This window comes from Photorhabdus sp. HUG-39 (assembly GCF_963878365.1).
Taxonomy (GTDB): domain Bacteria; phylum Pseudomonadota; class Gammaproteobacteria; order Enterobacterales; family Enterobacteriaceae; genus Photorhabdus; species Photorhabdus kayaii.
On sequence record NZ_CAWNWY010000001.1, the window covers coordinates 67,340 to 83,769 of the forward strand.

The 16,430-nt window shown below is 40.9% G+C and carries 17 protein-coding genes and 1 pseudogene; 3 read left to right on the forward strand and 15 right to left on the reverse strand.

Annotation, left to right across the window (positions count from 1 at the left end; all coding sequences use genetic code 11):
- Nucleotides 1-137 precede the first annotated feature (137 nt).
- From AAC155_RS00300 to AAC155_RS00340, 9 genes are all read right to left on the reverse strand, one after another.
- A complete protein-coding gene (locus tag AAC155_RS00300; RefSeq protein ID WP_113040578.1) occupies nucleotides 138-1,148 on the reverse strand; it encodes a hypothetical protein in 1,011 nt (336 codons plus the stop codon).
- Between the two features lie 23 nt (nucleotides 1,149-1,171).
- Nucleotides 1,172-1,732 (reverse strand): hypothetical protein, encoded by a 561-nt coding sequence (locus AAC155_RS00305; RefSeq protein WP_113040579.1) that lies wholly within the window; start codon nucleotides 1,730-1,732, stop codon nucleotides 1,172-1,174.
- Nucleotides 1,733-1,784: 52 nt separating this feature from the next.
- The gene (locus AAC155_RS00310; protein ID WP_113040580.1) at nucleotides 1,785-2,030 is read right to left on the reverse strand and encodes an acyl carrier protein; all 246 of its coding nucleotides are present in this window, start codon (nucleotides 2,028-2,030) and stop codon (nucleotides 1,785-1,787) included.
- 12 nt (nucleotides 2,031-2,042) lie between these two features.
- A complete protein-coding gene (locus tag AAC155_RS00315) occupies nucleotides 2,043-2,819 on the reverse strand; it encodes a hypothetical protein (protein ID WP_113040581.1) in 777 nt (258 codons plus the stop codon).
- Between the two features lie 5 nt (nucleotides 2,820-2,824).
- A complete protein-coding gene (locus tag AAC155_RS00320; RefSeq protein WP_228902239.1) occupies nucleotides 2,825-4,078 on the reverse strand; it encodes a beta-ketoacyl-[acyl-carrier-protein] synthase family protein in 1,254 nt (417 codons plus the stop codon).
- 1,017 nt (nucleotides 4,079-5,095) lie between these two features.
- The gene (locus AAC155_RS00325) at nucleotides 5,096-6,475 is read right to left on the reverse strand and encodes an ATP-binding cassette domain-containing protein (RefSeq protein WP_011146467.1); all 1,380 of its coding nucleotides are present in this window, start codon (nucleotides 6,473-6,475) and stop codon (nucleotides 5,096-5,098) included.
- A gap of 202 nt (nucleotides 6,476-6,677) precedes the next feature.
- A complete protein-coding gene (locus AAC155_RS00330) occupies nucleotides 6,678-7,343 on the reverse strand; it encodes a class I SAM-dependent methyltransferase (protein WP_113040583.1) in 666 nt (221 codons plus the stop codon).
- Nucleotides 7,343-8,215 (reverse strand): aKG-HExxH-type peptide beta-hydroxylase, encoded by an 873-nt coding sequence (locus AAC155_RS00335; protein ID WP_011146465.1) that lies wholly within the window; start codon nucleotides 8,213-8,215, stop codon nucleotides 7,343-7,345. Before AAC155_RS00335 ends, AAC155_RS00330 begins: the two co-directional genes overlap by 1 nt.
- A gap of 60 nt (nucleotides 8,216-8,275) precedes the next feature.
- The gene (locus AAC155_RS00340) at nucleotides 8,276-8,413 is read right to left on the reverse strand and encodes a hypothetical protein (RefSeq protein ID WP_011146464.1); all 138 of its coding nucleotides are present in this window, start codon (nucleotides 8,411-8,413) and stop codon (nucleotides 8,276-8,278) included.
- 350 nt (nucleotides 8,414-8,763) lie between these two features.
- Here AAC155_RS00340 and AAC155_RS00345 point away from each other — a divergent pair.
- The 3 genes and pseudogenes from AAC155_RS00345 to AAC155_RS00355 form a co-directional block, all read left to right on the forward strand.
- Nucleotides 8,764-9,315, forward strand: a pseudogene (locus AAC155_RS00345) (ABC transporter substrate-binding protein); the annotation flags it as partial.
- Between the two features lie 762 nt (nucleotides 9,316-10,077).
- Nucleotides 10,078-10,533: an antitoxin PaaA2 family protein gene (locus AAC155_RS00350; RefSeq protein WP_011144683.1), complete on the forward strand. Its 456-nt coding sequence runs from the start codon at nucleotides 10,078-10,080 to the stop codon at nucleotides 10,531-10,533.
- On the forward strand, nucleotides 10,530-10,847 hold the full coding sequence (locus AAC155_RS00355; protein WP_011146462.1) for a type II toxin-antitoxin system RelE/ParE family toxin: 318 nt from the start codon (nucleotides 10,530-10,532) through the stop codon (nucleotides 10,845-10,847). The genes AAC155_RS00350 and AAC155_RS00355 overlap by 4 nt, the downstream gene beginning before the upstream one ends.
- 326 nt (nucleotides 10,848-11,173) lie before the next feature.
- On the opposite strand, the gene hcaD is transcribed toward AAC155_RS00355, so the two are convergent.
- The 6 genes from hcaD to hcaE are packed head-to-tail and all read right to left on the reverse strand — an operon-like array spanning nucleotide 11,174 to nucleotide 16,347.
- A complete protein-coding gene (gene hcaD / locus AAC155_RS00360) occupies nucleotides 11,174-12,343 on the reverse strand; it encodes a phenylpropionate dioxygenase ferredoxin reductase subunit (RefSeq protein WP_113040584.1) in 1,170 nt (389 codons plus the stop codon).
- Nucleotide 12,344: 1 nt separating this feature from the next.
- The gene (locus tag AAC155_RS00365; RefSeq protein ID WP_113040585.1) at nucleotides 12,345-13,298 is read right to left on the reverse strand and encodes a 3-carboxyethylcatechol 2,3-dioxygenase; all 954 of its coding nucleotides are present in this window, start codon (nucleotides 13,296-13,298) and stop codon (nucleotides 12,345-12,347) included.
- Entirely contained in the window at nucleotides 13,288-14,130 is an 843-nt protein-coding gene (gene hcaB / locus AAC155_RS00370; RefSeq protein ID WP_011146459.1) for a 3-phenylpropionate-dihydrodiol/cinnamic acid-dihydrodiol dehydrogenase, read from the reverse strand. The genes AAC155_RS00365 and hcaB overlap by 11 nt, the downstream gene beginning before the upstream one ends.
- Nucleotides 14,130-14,447, reverse strand: coding sequence for a 3-phenylpropionate/cinnamic acid dioxygenase ferredoxin subunit (gene hcaC, locus AAC155_RS00375; RefSeq protein ID WP_011146458.1), 318 nt, complete (start codon nucleotides 14,445-14,447; stop codon nucleotides 14,130-14,132). The genes hcaB and hcaC overlap by 1 nt, the downstream gene beginning before the upstream one ends.
- Nucleotides 14,447-14,989: a 3-phenylpropionate/cinnamic acid dioxygenase subunit beta gene (hcaF, locus tag AAC155_RS00380; RefSeq protein ID WP_113040586.1), complete on the reverse strand. Its 543-nt coding sequence runs from the start codon at nucleotides 14,987-14,989 to the stop codon at nucleotides 14,447-14,449. The genes hcaC and hcaF overlap by 1 nt, the downstream gene beginning before the upstream one ends.
- On the reverse strand, nucleotides 14,986-16,347 hold the full coding sequence (gene hcaE, locus AAC155_RS00385; RefSeq protein ID WP_113040587.1) for a 3-phenylpropionate/cinnamic acid dioxygenase subunit alpha: 1,362 nt from the start codon (nucleotides 16,345-16,347) through the stop codon (nucleotides 14,986-14,988). Before hcaE ends, hcaF begins: the two co-directional genes overlap by 4 nt.
- Nucleotides 16,348-16,430 lie beyond the last annotated feature (83 nt).

Below are 16,430 nucleotides of genomic sequence, written 5' to 3' on the forward strand. Positions count from 1 at the left end.
GAAAAAAATATCCATTTAACCATTCATTTATGTACAATAACATATATCGCTATATTCCTATTTCAATAATGGAATATCTTAATTGCTGGTAAACACACATGTGATTACCAGCAATAGATAAAAACGTTATTCAATAATTAGCTTATTCTTGCGATACTTAACGAACGTCCGATATTAACCGAGGATATTCTAAATTTATGCTGGCAACCGTAGTTATCAATGATTGTAACATCATGATATCCATCATAATAACCACTCGTCCATGAACATCCTGTCACATGGAGCACTTCAGCAGCAAGCTGCGTGTCTGGAATAGTTACGGTATAAGAATGGTCCATAACACATCCTCCACTCACATTATCACGTGCACTCACATATGAAGTACCTCGTTTAAATACCCTTCCTCTTGTCAGGAATCTATCATTTGATGAGTCCTTACCAAGGGCATATATTCTATTAACAGTCTCGTTATTTCCTTCAAGAATCCTCAAATGATATGGCAATGTCCAGCGATAAAGGTTAATTGTTTGATGATGGGTATCCGATTTGGTTGGCTCTTCTGTTTTATCAAACAATGTATTAATACTCTCATGCAATTGATTTGTATTAATTGCATAAGGAGCAATGGCTTTCAATAAGATCTTGCTGTCAAAAATTTCATCACCAACCGACATATTCGTTGTTAGTGTGCGTTTCCCATCCGTATCTTCGAAGGTTATTTTTGCCATTAGATACTCTGTACTTGTTCTACTACTACTAACATAACGATAGATATATTCAGGAACACTCTTCACACTGTTCTGATAGCTTTCATTTGTACAGCAATCTCCCGCATGATCTACTGCCGGCTCATCAATAGAAGCATCAATACGATAAACACCATTTAATAACCCAAGATCATATCTATTTCTTGTCTCTGACGTTGTCCAACTTGAAGGCATTTTTAATTGATCATATATAAGGCTATCACTTAATGCTGCTACCTGAATCGATCTTTTTTCAGCATCACTCAATGCTAATTTTACCCAATCACCATTCCTATATTCTTGTTTAAGTACAGAGATTTTCACCATACATTGATGACGCCCATTAGCATAAAAACTATCATCAGTTTTTTCAATGGTAAATGTTGTTATTTTCTTTTCCATAACATTCTCCATAATATTGTGAATTAAGCTGTAATAGAAATAATATCAAGTTCAAAGCCATAATATGGCCCTTGCAATTCAGGAATAATTCTGACACGATAACGTTTTGATAAATCGTCTTCAAATTCCTTCAAGGCGTTCATGATAAATTCGCTGTATTTCCCTTGTGCAAAAAAGATAAATTGCGTGGTTGAAGGATTGATAGAAACATATTTACCAAGCGCATGGCGTAACGTCTTAATAAATAGTGAACCATCTTCATTTAATTCGAATAATTTTCTGTCTGTCGTCGTCCTATCCATAAAATTGCCTTCACCTAAAAGATAAATATTTATCTCACGATGGTCACGGCGCAGTAAAAACTGTTTATTGATATCCAAATCGAATATTCTTGGTTTAACAGTTTTATCAAGTAAATGATCTGGAATAACAAATTCAATCAAGAAACGACGCCCATTCACGATAATAGGTAAATGTTCTCGATCAATTGAGAAACAGCACAAATTTCCAACCCACGAAGAACCTTCTGTTTCTGAATATGCTGAATATAAAGCAGCAACCTTACCTTGCTCTAGAATGTTCATTATAACCTCTTCATATTAGTGGTGAAAAAACAGTATTAAATCAAAATTCAGCTTACAGTTTTGATTTTACATAACCAGTGAGATCATCTAATGTTGAAATAGAATGATCTGAAAAAAGTTCAGCTTTAAGCATAATGCCATACGTTTCCAATACAAACACTTGAATTTCCACATAGTCAAGGCTGTCAAATTTAAGTGAAGCAAAATAAGATTCTGGTGTTATCTCTTCCTCTTCTATATCCTTCATCATTAATATTCTATTTTTTATTGCAGTAAAGATATCACTTTGTGTTGGCATTTCGCTTTCCTTTTATTTCATCTTAGAGATAATTGAAATCTTTGATACAAAAATAGGGTTTTTATCATATAAACATCGATAATAAAAAATACGGATATAATCTTTAGGGCCATTCTTAATCAATAAAGGAGGATTTAATTCAACACAAACATCCGGAGAAGATAGTAATATCGTACTATTAACAATGTCCTCCCTGATCTTAATCGCTTGTCCGGTATGCAAAGTAAAAGATCGATTCAGATAATCCTGTAAATGGTTAAAATGGTAGTGTTCAAAATCAAGAAAACTTGTCGAATTAATAACAAGATGAAAAGCAAGCGCATCCAGAAACCATCCAATAGATGTGACACTGGGGAAATAATGTCTAAAGACAGCATATTTTTCACAAACTCCTTTCCTTGTTATCGTCAATTTTGGGCAGTTATCTTGAACAATCCAATTTTCAATTGACTCCGTTGTATTTTCTACACTGGTATTGCCGGATAACGCACTTTTTCCGCACGGATTTTCCAATTTAAACGTTTTGATTTTAGTATCAATTCTCAACTGATGTGGTAATCCAGTATAAACATATTGACGGAATGACGTATCAATATTCAGTATTCCAGATGTAAAAGCGGAAGTTAATTGAGATAACTGTTGCCTGACATAAAGCAGACTCAACATTCCCTGCACGGGGTACTGCTGCATATTGTGCAAAAATTCACTTTTCTCCGAATAATGGATAGGATTAAAATCCCCAGAGAAATTCGACCAATGTTCAATATCTTCCATTTCAAAAATCAACATATCAGTTACCTTACCTTAGAGATAACCAACGCAGCGTTATGTCCCCCAAAACCTGCACTGATATTAAGCGCCACTTCTGGTTGAGCGGTGTAGCAATGTTGATTAGGTAAATAATTAAGGTCGCAATCTGGATCAGCCCGATGTAAATTCAATGTTGCTGGCAAGCAATTTTCAGTTAATGCCTTTACACAGACAATAGTTTCGAAACTACCGGCGGCAGCAATCAGATGACCGGTATAAGATTTTGTGCTTGATATAGGTACCTGATAAGCATATTGGCCTAGTGCTGCTTTAATTGCCTGAGTTTCATAAAGATCATTTAACGGTGTCGAAGTACCATGAGCATTAATATAGTCAATATCTTCCAGCGAAATCTGCGCCTGCTCGATGGCTTTGGTTATCGATAATATTTTAGGTTCAATATCTTCTGTCGGCCGGGTTAAATTAGCGGCGTCTGAATATTGAGCGTAACCTTTGATTTCGGCCAGAATCGTTGCCCCACGCGCGACGGCCGAATCATAATCTTCCAGACAAACCACCGCCGCTCCTTCGGCCAATACAAATCCAGAGCGATCAAGACTAAATGGGCAACATGCGAGATTGGGGTCCGTTTGCTCTTTCGACAATGCATTCAGTACATCAATACTCCAAATATTACATTCTCGAATAAGTGATTCAGCAGCCCCGGCAATCATACATTTTGCCCGCCCTGAGCGAATAATTTCAAAGGCATCACCTATCGCCATTGTACCCGTTGCGCAAGCAGCCATAATGGTATTCTGATAACCACGTAGTCCATACATGATCGAACACGCCGCCGTCATGGAACTTGGCATGGTGATAAGATTACTCATGGGATGAGCTAATTTAACTTCCTTATACTGGCAGGCATGATCTCCGGCATTATCGACAGCTCCCCAGCCACTACCAAGTATGATCCCACATTCGTATTTATCGTAATATTCAACAGGTGATACGTTCACGCCAAATGCTTGGGTAAAAGCTTGATAAGTCGCTTTCAACGCCATTTTTCCGCAGTCAGAAAGCATATGAGTCAACTTTTTTGGTAATAACTGATAACGTGATGGATTGGGTGCAAGGAAAGAAAAGAAACGTGAATTAATGAATGAGTTAGGAAATTCAATTCTGCGAAATTGATGTTGTTTCTCGATAATACTTTGCCAACATGATTCAATATCTTCACCAATTGGTGTTACGGCGCCCATACCTGTAATAACAACTCTTTGAGTTCTCTGCATATTGGTTACCATTTATACATAGATTGATAATGTCAATTTTTCTAGCTATAAAATAGGCTAATGAAGACATATCACCATAATCATAAATAAGTATTTTCAATACTCCTGGCTAATATAATCGTTATTTGTGAATTACGTAAAACTAACTGATAGATTATTTTACCCATGTAATAAAACCGATGATAAATATCCATAAACAAATATATTATTATTTTAATATCATTATATTCAGCCTACAAAATAATTGATTACACCATATTAGACTGTATTATCATGGTAAATCCTAAAAATTTATTTACCATTAACTCATTATTCTGTTTAATAAAGCACATCATTGTATAAAAACAAAATATAAATAATGACTTTAATTATTGCGCAGTTGTTTATTTCATAACATATGAATTCAATGATTATATTAATAATCTAACAATGTAATTAAAGAAAAGAGAAATAGTAAATATTTCACATCATTCCTGTGAATAAGTACTGAGGTACATTGCCCAATCTTTCTCTACATCAAATCTGCATCAAAACATATACCCTGTCCCCTTGTTTGTAATATACTGCCCATAACTGGATAAATACACAGCACTGTGCATCTTCATTGTCCAGTTAATGTAATAACACCGGAGACAACATATACCCTATAGATTTCAAGATGGATCGCGACGGCAAGGGAGAGAATCCCCGGGAGCATAGATAACTATGTGACTGGGGTGAGCGAGTGCAGCCAACAAAGAGGCAACTTGAAAGATAACGGATATATACCCAATGGATTTCAAGATGCATCGCGACGGCAAGGGAGTGAATCCCCGGGAGCATAGGTAACTATGTGACCGGGGTGAGCGAGTGCAGCCAACAAAGAGGCAACTTGAAAGATAACGGGTATATGGCTGAAACAGGCAAGGATACAGGAGTGTTCAGTGGTAACAAAATCTGAGGCAAGCCCTGACTCAGTGATAAAGCAGCAGTTCGATACCCTCACCGTCGATAAAAAGGGTACTCCCAAAGAGTCGCTTACACGTTGTGGCGAACCTCCACAATCAGCAAAGACTCACTTAGCTTATCGATAAGCTTGCTGAATACCTGACGAGATTGAAGATCTAAATTAGCATCCCACTCATCTAACATCAGGATCTCTATCTTATCCACTGCTTTAACAGAGATTTCCTTAAGAAATTCCCGCAGTTCCTGCCCAGTCGACAGATTCCTTTCATTAGTTTTTTCAAAAACAAGTTCATGATGTGCCGGAAGGTAATAAGCCGATTCACCCAATTGCTCCTTGAGCCAGCAAAGAAAAGTAGACTTACCCACTCCATTCGGCCCTCTAATTGTGATTCGGCCAGACGACGGGACTGGCTTAATAATAAGTTCTTTTAAACTTGCCAAGTCTGGCAAAGTGCCATGAGTTTCGTATTTCAAACGATTCCATTGGATTCGTTCCTCCAAATTCTGCGATGTCTTTGGAGTTTCTGCAGCCTGTCCTAGCCCCTTGAGCCTCGCACTCAATGCCGACCAACTCGTAGAATAGAAAATCACGACATACGCGTGCTGAAGAATAAGAACCTGGCGAGGTAAGGTTGCAACTAGAACCGTGAGAACAGAAGGATTGTCCATATTTTCCAAGAAGAGAACACTTGTCCAGACAAGTACCGGTGCCATCATTAGTAGCATTCCCAACGCTGAAGCAAGATTATTCCAGTATTGGCTACGGACGGCTGTTCCTAAAGCCAAACTCTGTCGGACTTTCAGTTCACTTTGATAAAGAGACTGGTTGTATTTATTGCCCAATAGGAAATTGTCCCACGCCAAAGATAAAACACGTTGAAGGGCTGTTCTGGCAGATTGTGCTTCTGCGCCCTTTACATGAATTCTTTTTCTAAAGAAAAAAATGACGCTCGAAACAAAGGCAAGACCAACAAGGTAGGACCATGCAATCGACGTATCAAGGACAAGAGAAAGAGCAAGTACATTCAATGAAACATTTAGAACAACAGAGGCCCAATCAAAGATAAATTTGGAACTTTCATTAAAAACCAGAAACCCTTCTGAGGACACATAGGGCAAATGATAGTCTTTAAACTCTTTACTCGTTCGAATAGAAGCCCGATTCCAGAAATTAAGACGAAACCTTTCTACATATTTTTCAAGTGCAAGAAACTTAGACTTCTCAAGAAAAACCGCAGCTAAGCTAGAAGGAATATAGACGAGTGTAAGAGAAAGTATAAAAAGGACAAGATACAGAGTAAAATTCTCATTAGCACTTACCTGTTTTGCCAGCCCCGCTATCCAATAAGTAGAGGAAGCCACAATCAACTGTTGGACAATAAGAAAAAGCAAAGCAAAAGCAAATGCTTTATTAATTAAAAATTCAATAGCCGACTTTTTTACTTCCATCTTAATCTTATTTTTCTTTCAGTAGATACAAACTTCAATTGTCCACTGGAAATTCCTCTGGGAATTCCTGCATAACTGTGAAGCCAATGCGTCTTAGGTTCGAATACGTAATTACTTAACTTAACTCCGTCTGCAAGCTCAGCCTCAAAATAAAAATGGATAGCATTTGCACGTTGAGACGCCTTGCATTCGACGGAATACTCTATATCTGAGCTCTTATCCAGTCCAAGATTAAATCGGCGAATAAGTTTTGGTTCAGAGCAGACTTCCACTCCATCTGATTTGATAATTTTTTTCTAATTAAATTGCAGAATAAACATTCAAACCCGGACACTAGTTCTGCCGGGACAGGACCAAATCGAGAGGCGTAACTACTCAATAAAAGATCAAAATCAGCGTTCAGTTCAGGCAAGTGTATAAATTGATATTTAAGACTCACTTTAGAAGGAATCAGCACTTTGATACTTGAGTGTCTAGTACAAAAATCGTGGCAGATCTCAACAATACCCTCGTCGATTCCAAAATAACCCAAGGTTTCTGTCACAAGAACATCCGGCGGATTCTTCAACTGGACATCAAAAGATTTTTTGCTAATGTACTGGATATTTTTTCTTAAGCCCCTATTGAGTATTTGAGCAACAATACTACTAGCTTCCAACATGTCTATATAAGTAACTAATCCATTAGTTTTCTGAGCTAACATCTGAGTTAGAACTCCAGTTCCTCCCCCCAAATCAACTACATGAGAATCCTCTTGAACAATCCTATCGATTGCAGTTTTGAAGCAGTTCAAACGATGTTCATCAGCAAGCATTCTCGAATGGTACAAAAGCGGAAATGCTTCCATAGAGCCTTTTATTTCAACCATTATGCAAGCTTCTTCTCTCGTCCTACCATCAGATCAAGATACCCCTGACACTTCTGCATAATTGACTGGCCTCTTTCCGTGATTAAATCCTTATAATTAGGAAGATCGGCCAAAGAATTTAATGCTTCCAGCGCCTGTATAAGCATCTTATCCGATGGCGGATGAACGTGGCATTTTTCTGGTTCTCCGAGATAGTTTCGTCTCACCAAAAGAACTTCTACAGCTACGACGATACTATGAAAGACTTTATCGATAGGGCGCTTAATGTTGAGTATTGCTGATTTTGCAAAATTGGCTTCATTCTGGAGAAGCTTGTAGTCATGGAAGTGCAAATATCGGAGTTCGTCTATAAAAACTAAATTATGAGTAAGTTCATGGACCAATAATTCCGTGAGATCTTGTACGTGCCAGTGTTTACGGCTGTTGATCCAAATCACACCCACAGCATTCGAGGTGGAACCGCCCCCTGAATTCTTTGAGTCTCTCAGAAATAAACTATCTATCGCCATCTGAAATACAGCGTATATCTGTGGCATCCTTAGCTTCAATTCTTCTAATGCAGCTAACAAAAACTCCAGTCGTTGCTTACGAACATCGTCTTTTAGACTATCGCCAATCAGAGACGATTGATCTCTATCATTTAACAAAGCGTCTGTTCGATAAAGCTCTACCAGCTTGTCTTCCATTTCAGGATCCTCGACTATCTGAGTTCCTACACTCTCTAACCGCGGAACGTTGGGTTGATAGCCCTTTAAAAAATTATGAAATCCAAGCTCCAATTCTTCAGACGTTTTGGGAGCCGTTTTTGATTTTAATGCACTAAGAACAGCTAGATTTCTGTAAACCTCGTTAATACCAATGAGGTGTATCATACTATACCCCCTTTGAAAAAAAGAGGGGATACTGTCGAATCAAATCCCCCCTATTTATAATTAGACCAAATCATCATAAGCGATCATTCGAACATGAACGAAACAGCCTTCCTCATTCCGCATAACTTCAACATTGTCTTGTGCTTGTATGAAATCAAGTTCGTTTAGATCTTCTAAAATCTGTTCAAGAGTAGCCATATTCTTTCCCCCTTTTTAACCGTAGTTAAAAATAAAGGTAGAAGTTGATCAGAGTTCTGTCAATTGAGTATTTACAAAAAATTCATGGGACGAAGCCAAGTTATAGCCGTTTAGTTACAGTTATAAACATGTGAATATGCTTGACCACTACTCATTCCTCTTGGTAGAACAAGTCATAAACAGGAAGCTCTGACTATTGAATACAACCATAGGATCTGGCCGAATACCATTCGCGTACGTCTTTGTTCCATTAAATTTAAAACTAAAATCCCATTTACAGAAGAAATAATATCGGGTATTGCCCAATTTGTAGTATCAATCTGAAAAAACGCGTTATTACTGGAAAAATCATGATGAAAAAAACAATAAAAAACATATCCTTATTCACAGGAATTGTGCTTGGAAGCTTGACATTAGCTCATGCAGCAATTATTCCACCCGGTACACAACTGGCAACCAACCAGAATATTGTTCGTCATAATGGCTCAGAACCTGCTTCTCTTGACGTGCATAAAGTTGAAAGTGATGTTGAGTTTGATATTATAAACGACTTTTTTAGTGGATTAATTAGTATAGGAAATGATGGTAAGTTTAATCCTAATTTAGCGATCCGTTGGGAAACCAACGATAATAAAACCTGGGTATTTCATCTAAGAGAAGGAATAAAATGGTCTGACGGTTCACCTATTACCGCTCATGATGTGGTTTTTAGTTGGAGACGTTTAATTGATCCCCAAATGGCATCCCCGTATGGCAGTTATATTGAAAACATGTATATAGTAAATGCCAAAGATATTCTTGCTGGTAAGAAAAAAGCCAATGAATTAGGTGTAAAAGCATTGGATAATTTAACGGTAGAAGTAACATTAGAGCAACCGCTATCCTATTTTTTAAATATGCTTCGTTTTTAAATAATTTTGTCACCAATAGTTCTAATAATACATCATTATATCATTATATCATTATATCATTATATCATTATATCATTATATCATTATATCATTATATCATTATATCATTATATCATTATATCATTATATCATTATATCATTATATCATTATATCATTATATCATTATATCATAATGATATTTATGATGATCTGATCAGTAAAGCCAAAGCAACAAACAACATAGAATATTTCCAGCAAGCACAAGATATTCTTACAAAAGATGTCCCGTCAATTCCTATTTATTACTATGTTAGTGCCAAATTAATAAAACCTTATATTGGCGGATATTATATCAGTCCACTTGGTCTTATGTCATCGAAAGATCTCTATGTTATTAATCATTAATAAGAGATGTTTGTAAGATTAAAATAAAGATTACGGTTTTTAACCGTAATCTCAGACCGCTGACAAACCTCATTGAAAATAATGGGGTCTGTTCTTTTCATAATGAATCCTAATACAACCCATTTTCCTCATTGACTCGATTCAATCGCCCGTCAGGGGGTTAGATACTGTATTTGCATTTTCTGCAACCCGCGAAAATGGGCGAGAGCATAAAAAACTGTGGGGCATTTATGTGGCAAGGAAAACTGCCTGTTTTCCGTTCAGTTATTGGGTGATAAATAATAAATCGCTTTGCAATTTACTATAATTTGCTCTATAAATTACAGTAGTCTACATTGTGAAATATTTAGAAATTGCGAGGTGACAACATGGCTGAAACTATTGACCACGGCACCCTCTCACATCTAGTGGAGGCCGGAGCCGTTAAAGGAGCGCACATCGTAGGCCAGCCAGGCGGCTGGGCCGTGATGGTGCGCTATGGAATGCACGAGCGACCACTGGCCGCACAGCGCAGCCGCAATGTGCGGCTGTTCCGCAAGTTCGAAACGCTGGTTTCCTACCTTAAAAAAATTGGCATTGCCCGCTTCGACGTGGATTCATCAAACTACGCCCCCGCTCCCCCCAATACCTCAACGCGCAGGCCAGATCGTGCCGAAGCGCTCAAGCGTACCCACGAGGCTGCTGCATATGATGCGTGGTTTCGTGAGCAGGTGCAGCAAGCCATAGATGAACCCGGACCGGGTATCCCTCACACTGATGTCAAGGCCAAATTTGCCGCCAAACGTGAAGCCTTGCGTAAACGCATTGTACAGGGTCGCGCATGAAAATCATTTGGCGAAAGATCGCGGAAGCAGATCGAGAACGTATCTTTGATTACATCGCACAAAACAACCCCAGCGCCGCGCTTGAGCTTGACGCAGACTTTGATGCTAAAATCGAACTCGCTGCGCAGCGGCCTAAACTGTACCGCCCCGGCCGTGTGCACGGTACCCGTGAAATCGTCGTGCGGCCTAATTATGTGATTGTCTATCGCATCAAGGATGAAAGCGGTACGGTAGTTGTGCTGCGCGTGCTCCATGCGGCCCAGCAATGGCCCCCGGCCAAGTCAAGCGAGAGCGTTTCTGGTGGGAAAGTCTGAGGAAGAGTAGCATTTGAAGAAGATGTGACGATTAATGCTTTCGTAAATCAAGCGCTAGAAAATGAAGTCAGTAAACATCATGTAGGGCCTTAATAGCCCCATCGGATTAATGACAAAAGTGCTAACCATCGGGAGCCGGTCTTTGATCTAATAGAGGTACTGGAAAATCGATACCTCGATATACTAAAAGCCCCCACACGACAACAATATGATTGACATCAACAGAACCCCACTTTTTAAATGGGGTTCGTCAGCAATCTGAGATTACGGTTTTTAACCGTAATCTTTTTCAGAGGCAATAATAAAATCATTCATTGTCAATAAAACTACGCCGGAACAACCGCAGGATTAGCAAGTAATTTCCGTAAATTGCGCATTTCCCTTCCCTGATTAATCGCCACAGCACCGACTAAAACTTCATTTTCTGTACCAAATAAAATGGCCTTATCTGATTGCAAATCACCCTGAATATGCCACTCTTCAGCCTGCATGTTACCAACCATTTGGATGTTAATGCCCCATTGATCAGTCCAGAACCACGGCGCGCCTGGCTGCGGGGGGGCCAACCCCATCATGGCATGCGCGGCGATGGTCGCCTGACGGTTAGCATTTTCCCAAGTTTCACGGCGCTGTAGATCACCTGTCAGCGGTTCTCTCTGAAGGCAAACATCCCCGGCAGCAAAAATATCCGGTTCAGAAGTCTGGCAACGGCTGTCAATGACGATACCGCCATCAGTCACCAAACCAGCATCAGCGGCAAGCTGATCCCTGAATTCAGCGCCGATACCATAAATAATAATATCTCCGATCACCTTTTCACCGGTGTTCAATATAAGCACTAATTCACTCCCTTGTTTTTGTGCGGAAACAATGTTGGTATCAAGGAAGAATTGTACCCCTTTTTCCTGATGACGATTCAAAAGATAATCCTGCAATAATGGAGGAGCACAACGCCCCATGATGTTATCTGCCTGTTCGATAACCGTCACGTTTGCCCCCAATTCACAAGAGGTTGCCGCCAGTTCCAGGCCAATCACACCACCACCAACAATCAAAATCCGTTTGTCTTTTTTCACCGCCTGGCGTAAACGTTGCGCATCATCCAGCGTCCTCAAGGTATAAATATTTTCACCCAGCTGATCGAGCAGCGGAAATCGTCTGGCTCTTGCCCCCATAGTGAGCAGGAGTTTGTCATACCTGAGCTTGCCGCCATTTTCTAAAACAACACAATGTTTCGATGGCATAATCTGGCTGACCAACTGGCCTATGCGCAGATCTATCTGGTTTTCCAGATAAAAATCTTCGGAGAACAGGTATTTAGGCGCTTCCTCTGGGTTGATTAAATAGTCTTTTGATAAAATTGGCCGCTCGTAAGGCGCATGATATTCCTTACCAATTAAAATAATATCGCCATCAAACTGCTGCTGCCTTAAGGTTGCGGCAGCCATAGCTCCCGCTTGCCCTGCTCCAACGATAATAAAAGTCTGATTCCGCATATTATGCTCCTATCTGAGTGACAGGTTGAGCACTGACCATTGCCATCCCTGCCAGCCACTCCTTAATAGGTTGGTAATAATGCCGTTGCGCTTTATATTCGCCATAAATAGAAAGTGCCGCAAAAGCCGCAATCCAACAGCGAATTTCCTGTCCACCTTTCCCGCCCTGAATGGCGATTCCTCCCTCGGTTAACGAAGCAAGACGCCGAATATCGCCACTACAAAAAATACGCAATAACTCGTCATCCCACTGTGGATTCAACGGAGCAACGATATTCTCGCCACGAGCCAACGATTTTCCAACCTTAATTACCCGGATTTGCCGTTTTTGACGCGCTTCTTTTGTCGGATTTCTCCCGGCAATCAACCCTTCTTCAACTTCCGGCGGAACCTGTCCCATTTGTGGTATCGGGGGATCATGTGATAAGCCACCAGAGCCTAACAGCAATACCCGTTGATCTGTTGTGAATAGGAATTGACCCACTGCACGACCTAACTCAACAGCACGACGGCAGGTCGGCAATGGTTTAGCTGCACAGTTAATAAATATTGGGATAGTTGGATAACGCTGTAAATTCTGGCAAAGCAGCATCAATGGCTGAGTAAAGCCATGATCGACCTGCATACGCCAGGAGTGAGCCACATCAATCCCTGAATTATATAAGGCAGAAATTAAATCCTTCGCGGTGTTTTCAGGAACATTGAGTGGGCCTTTACCAATATCCCAATCCCCCACTGCATTCGCTCTTACTCCAACGCAAAATGCCGGCATGAGATCATAAAAAAAACCATTAAAATGGTCGGGAGCGAAAATCACTATCAATTGTGGATCGTAGTCCTTTATCTGTTCAGCCAATTGCTGAAAAACCTGCCGAACATGCTTTTCCGTCGCTTCAGGCGGAGAACCAAAACCCATCAAAGGTGTGTGTGAAGTACAAATCAATTTAACGGTCATCTGAACTCTCCTTCTTGGTCGGAGACATCACTCCCGCTGTCGTTTGGCGAATGCCACGGATACTTAATCCGGCATCAGCCGTTATCATCACCCCCGTTAAAGTGCGGTTATTGGCACGGGAAGCCAACATGACATACGGACCGGTGAAATCTTTTGGCTGAGGTATGAATTGCAAAGGTAAAATTGCACTGAGACTTTCTAATGACAGGTTATCTGTAATGCATCTATCTTGCTGAGATAGTGAAGCCGCCCCACGAAGATCACTTGGCATACCACAAGGCGCAACACCATTAACCCTGATAACTGGCGCTAATTCATAAGCTAACTGGCGGATCATGCCGACCGCACCGTGCTTGCTGGCGGTATACAACACCCCTCCACCACCAGAAAACCATGACGAGTTTGACAACGTAAAAATCATGCTGCCTTCTGATGCGGTTAGCGCCGGTAACGCGGCTTTAGCCCCTAGAATATACCCTTTCAGGTTAACCCCCATCAGCTCATCAAATCCTTTATCAATCTGCTCTGGTGAGGCGTCAAGCAGGCTAATTTTGTGATCCCATATCCCGGCATTACCAACAAAGCAGTCTAGTTTGCCAAAACACCGAACAGTTTCAGCCACTGCTCGCTCATTGTCCTCAAAAGAGACAACATCACCGTGAATAACACAGATATCGTTACCAAAACAGTGTGCCAAAGCTGTCGCTTTTTCTGCCGATAACTCCAAAACGCCCACTTTGGCGCCTTCAGCAATAAAACGCTCTATTAAAGCCAAACCTAAACCGGAGCCACCGCCTGTTAATAAAATGACTTGATCTTTGATCCAACTCATTATTGCTCCTCCGATACAGTGATATAAATGTTTCCGTCTTTAACAACAACAGGATAGGTCTTCAATGGATCTGTAGCAGGAAGGCAAAGTGCCTTCCCGGTTCTAAGACAAAAACTGGCCGTATGCAGTGGACACTCAACTGTCGCATTGTCTTCCAAATACCCTTCGGATATAGAGGCATTACCATGACTGCACCGGTCATCAACAGCAAAGAATTCGCCATCATAGTGAAACAACGCAATATCCGGTGTGTATTCAACCTTACGCGCTCCTCCGTCGGGCAATTCTTCAACAGTACATACGAATAATTGACTCATCAGAATAAGACACTCAAGTTATGGAAAGTTAAGACTGCCTGATCCAAGGTAATTTCACGTTTGCAAATCAGCCAGCTATCCGTTTTCGGATTACGGCGAACACAATCCAGCCGCTTACCAACATAAAAAGCTTCATCTCGCTCTTTTTGTGAACGGTACAGCAAATAATTGGACTGAATATGAAATTGGTCAGGCAAATCCGTTTCAGTAATCACTAAGTTTGTCAGTAGATGACGTGTACGGGATGGGGGTTCCTCTGCCCATGCCATACCGGTCTCCAACCGAGCTATCCGGCGTTCAAGCTGAAATTTATTGTCATTGAACAACCAAGTGGTTGGCGGCTGGATACTCTTACGGCGATCGCGGGTTTGGGCATTAACAATGGTACGCATGGTATAGCTGAGATCTTCTGATAACAACTCAAGCCAATCGCGAAATCTCCACTCATCCAGTAATGTAATTTCGTAATACAAGAACTGGCTTATTTCATAGTGCAGTTCCGGCGATACTCTTTTTTCCTGATTAACAATTAACTCTTTCATTTGACCAACTCCTGCTGATAAACCCGGCTTTTTTCCTCTATCTCATCCCAGGTTTCACTGGTGAGTAAGTCAGCCCAACGCTGATACATGCCACGGGCAACGGTTTCGGAAAAAACATAATTGGTCACACCTGGAATTCCATCATCCCGCACTCTTTCTTGTCCCAATCTCATTTCCATACACAAGGTGCTGTTACGGGCTTTGTAACCTCTAAGTACCTTCTGAATTTCCACCCAATTTTCTGAATCATCCTGTTCGAGAAAACCTGCCGGACCAAATGCACGGGTAGCACTGTTTTCAAAAGCGGCTTTTACTTCCAGAGAAGCGGCTTTATCTGCGATGCAGAACGCCCAAACTTCCACCTGATCAGGTCCACGTGGATGCCACACCCGCATGGTTGCAGTACCGTTAAGCCAGGAAAGTGTCGGGAAAATATTGTTGTGACCGGCAAGACGCAGTGCCCTGACTTTTCCCAACCGCTGCTCTGCCTCAGCATAGGTTTCACGGTAGTAACGGGCAACGGCACCATCAACCCAAACGTTGGCATCGGGTTTTTCGGTCAAGAAAAATCCACAACCGTGACCATTCTGAGCAAATTGCACGGCATCTTTTGCCGTTTCCCAAACTGGTCGTGAAGTCTGATCAGCACCTAATGCTTTTTTATCGTCGCCATCCTTTACGCTCAAAACCTGTACAGCGGAGGCATGACTGAATAAAGCATGGTATTGATCACCGGCAAACTGTTCAGCGGGTAATTTCCAATTACAATTGATGAGCCATTTTTGCACACCACCAATCACTTCGGTCCCTCCTTCGCGGCGATCAAGCACACCATCAAGATACCAAGCCATATCACCGAGATAATCAATCAAGGAGGGGGATGTCGTATCCCAGTTACCGAAAATCAATCCTTTATAATTTTCCACACACGGCACTTCCTGAAGTCCCCATTGCTCTTTGCAAAGCCCATGTGGATAAGCGCACGCTTCCAACGGAACGTCGATTAATCGACCGTCCACACCATATGACCAACCATGATAAGGGCAAGTAAAGGCACGGGTATTACCGCTATCCGCGTAACAAACCCGCATGGAACGATGGCGACATTGATTTAGGAAAGCTTTAACGGAACCATTTTTCTGACGGACAACAACAACACTGTCCTCTCCCATATAAGTATTGAAAAAATCACCCGGATTGGGAATTTGGCTCTGATGAGCTAGAAACAGCCAACAACGGCCAAATATTCTTTCGAGTTCTAATTGATAGAGCTCGGGATCGATATAAATCTGAGGAGTTACACGACCGGCTCGGGCATCAATCAGGCGGTAAATATCTGAATCTTTGCTCAATGTCATATTATTCAGTCCTCAAGTAAAAGAAAAGTTGACTTTTTGCCAACATGCAAAATGAATGCTATTAATAGATTAATATTTTGTGA

Bases quoted from the DNA above. Each gene is read 5' to 3' on its own strand.
- AAC155_RS00350 (WP_011144683.1), top strand. From the start codon at position 10,078: ATGGCTGAAACTATTGACCACGGCACCCTCTCACATCTAGTGGAGGCC.
- AAC155_RS00355 (WP_011146462.1), top strand. From the start codon at position 10,530: ATGAAAATCATTTGGCGAAAGATCGCGGAAGCAGATCGAGAACGTATC.
- AAC155_RS00365 (WP_113040585.1), bottom strand. From the start codon at position 13,298: ATGACCGTTAAATTGATTTGTACTTCACACACACCTTTGATGGGTTTT.
- AAC155_RS00300 (WP_113040578.1), bottom strand. From the start codon at position 1,148: ATGGAAAAGAAAATAACAACATTTACCATTGAAAAAACTGATGATAGT.
- hcaD (WP_113040584.1), bottom strand. From the start codon at position 12,343: ATGCGGAATCAGACTTTTATTATCGTTGGAGCAGGGCAAGCGGGAGCT.
- AAC155_RS00340 (WP_011146464.1), bottom strand. From the start codon at position 8,413: ATGGCTACTCTTGAACAGATTTTAGAAGATCTAAACGAACTTGATTTC.
- hcaB (WP_011146459.1), bottom strand. From the start codon at position 14,130: ATGAGTTGGATCAAAGATCAAGTCATTTTATTAACAGGCGGTGGCTCC.
- AAC155_RS00305 (WP_113040579.1), bottom strand. From the start codon at position 1,732: ATGAACATTCTAGAGCAAGGTAAGGTTGCTGCTTTATATTCAGCATAT.
- hcaC (WP_011146458.1), bottom strand. From the start codon at position 14,447: ATGAGTCAATTATTCGTATGTACTGTTGAAGAATTGCCCGACGGAGGA.
- AAC155_RS00335 (WP_011146465.1), bottom strand. From the start codon at position 8,215: ATGATACACCTCATTGGTATTAACGAGGTTTACAGAAATCTAGCTGTT.
- hcaE (WP_113040587.1), bottom strand. From the start codon at position 16,347: ATGACATTGAGCAAAGATTCAGATATTTACCGCCTGATTGATGCCCGA.
- AAC155_RS00310 (WP_113040580.1), bottom strand. From the start codon at position 2,030: ATGCCAACACAAAGTGATATCTTTACTGCAATAAAAAATAGAATATTA.
- AAC155_RS00320 (WP_228902239.1), bottom strand. From the start codon at position 4,078: ATGCAGAGAACTCAAAGAGTTGTTATTACAGGTATGGGCGCCGTAACA.
- AAC155_RS00315 (WP_113040581.1), bottom strand. From the start codon at position 2,819: ATGTTGATTTTTGAAATGGAAGATATTGAACATTGGTCGAATTTCTCT.
- AAC155_RS00330 (WP_113040583.1), bottom strand. From the start codon at position 7,343: ATGGTTGAAATAAAAGGCTCTATGGAAGCATTTCCGCTTTTGTACCAT.
- AAC155_RS00325 (WP_011146467.1), bottom strand. From the start codon at position 6,475: ATGGAAGTAAAAAAGTCGGCTATTGAATTTTTAATTAATAAAGCATTT.
- hcaF (WP_113040586.1), bottom strand. From the start codon at position 14,989: ATGAAAGAGTTAATTGTTAATCAGGAAAAAAGAGTATCGCCGGAACTG.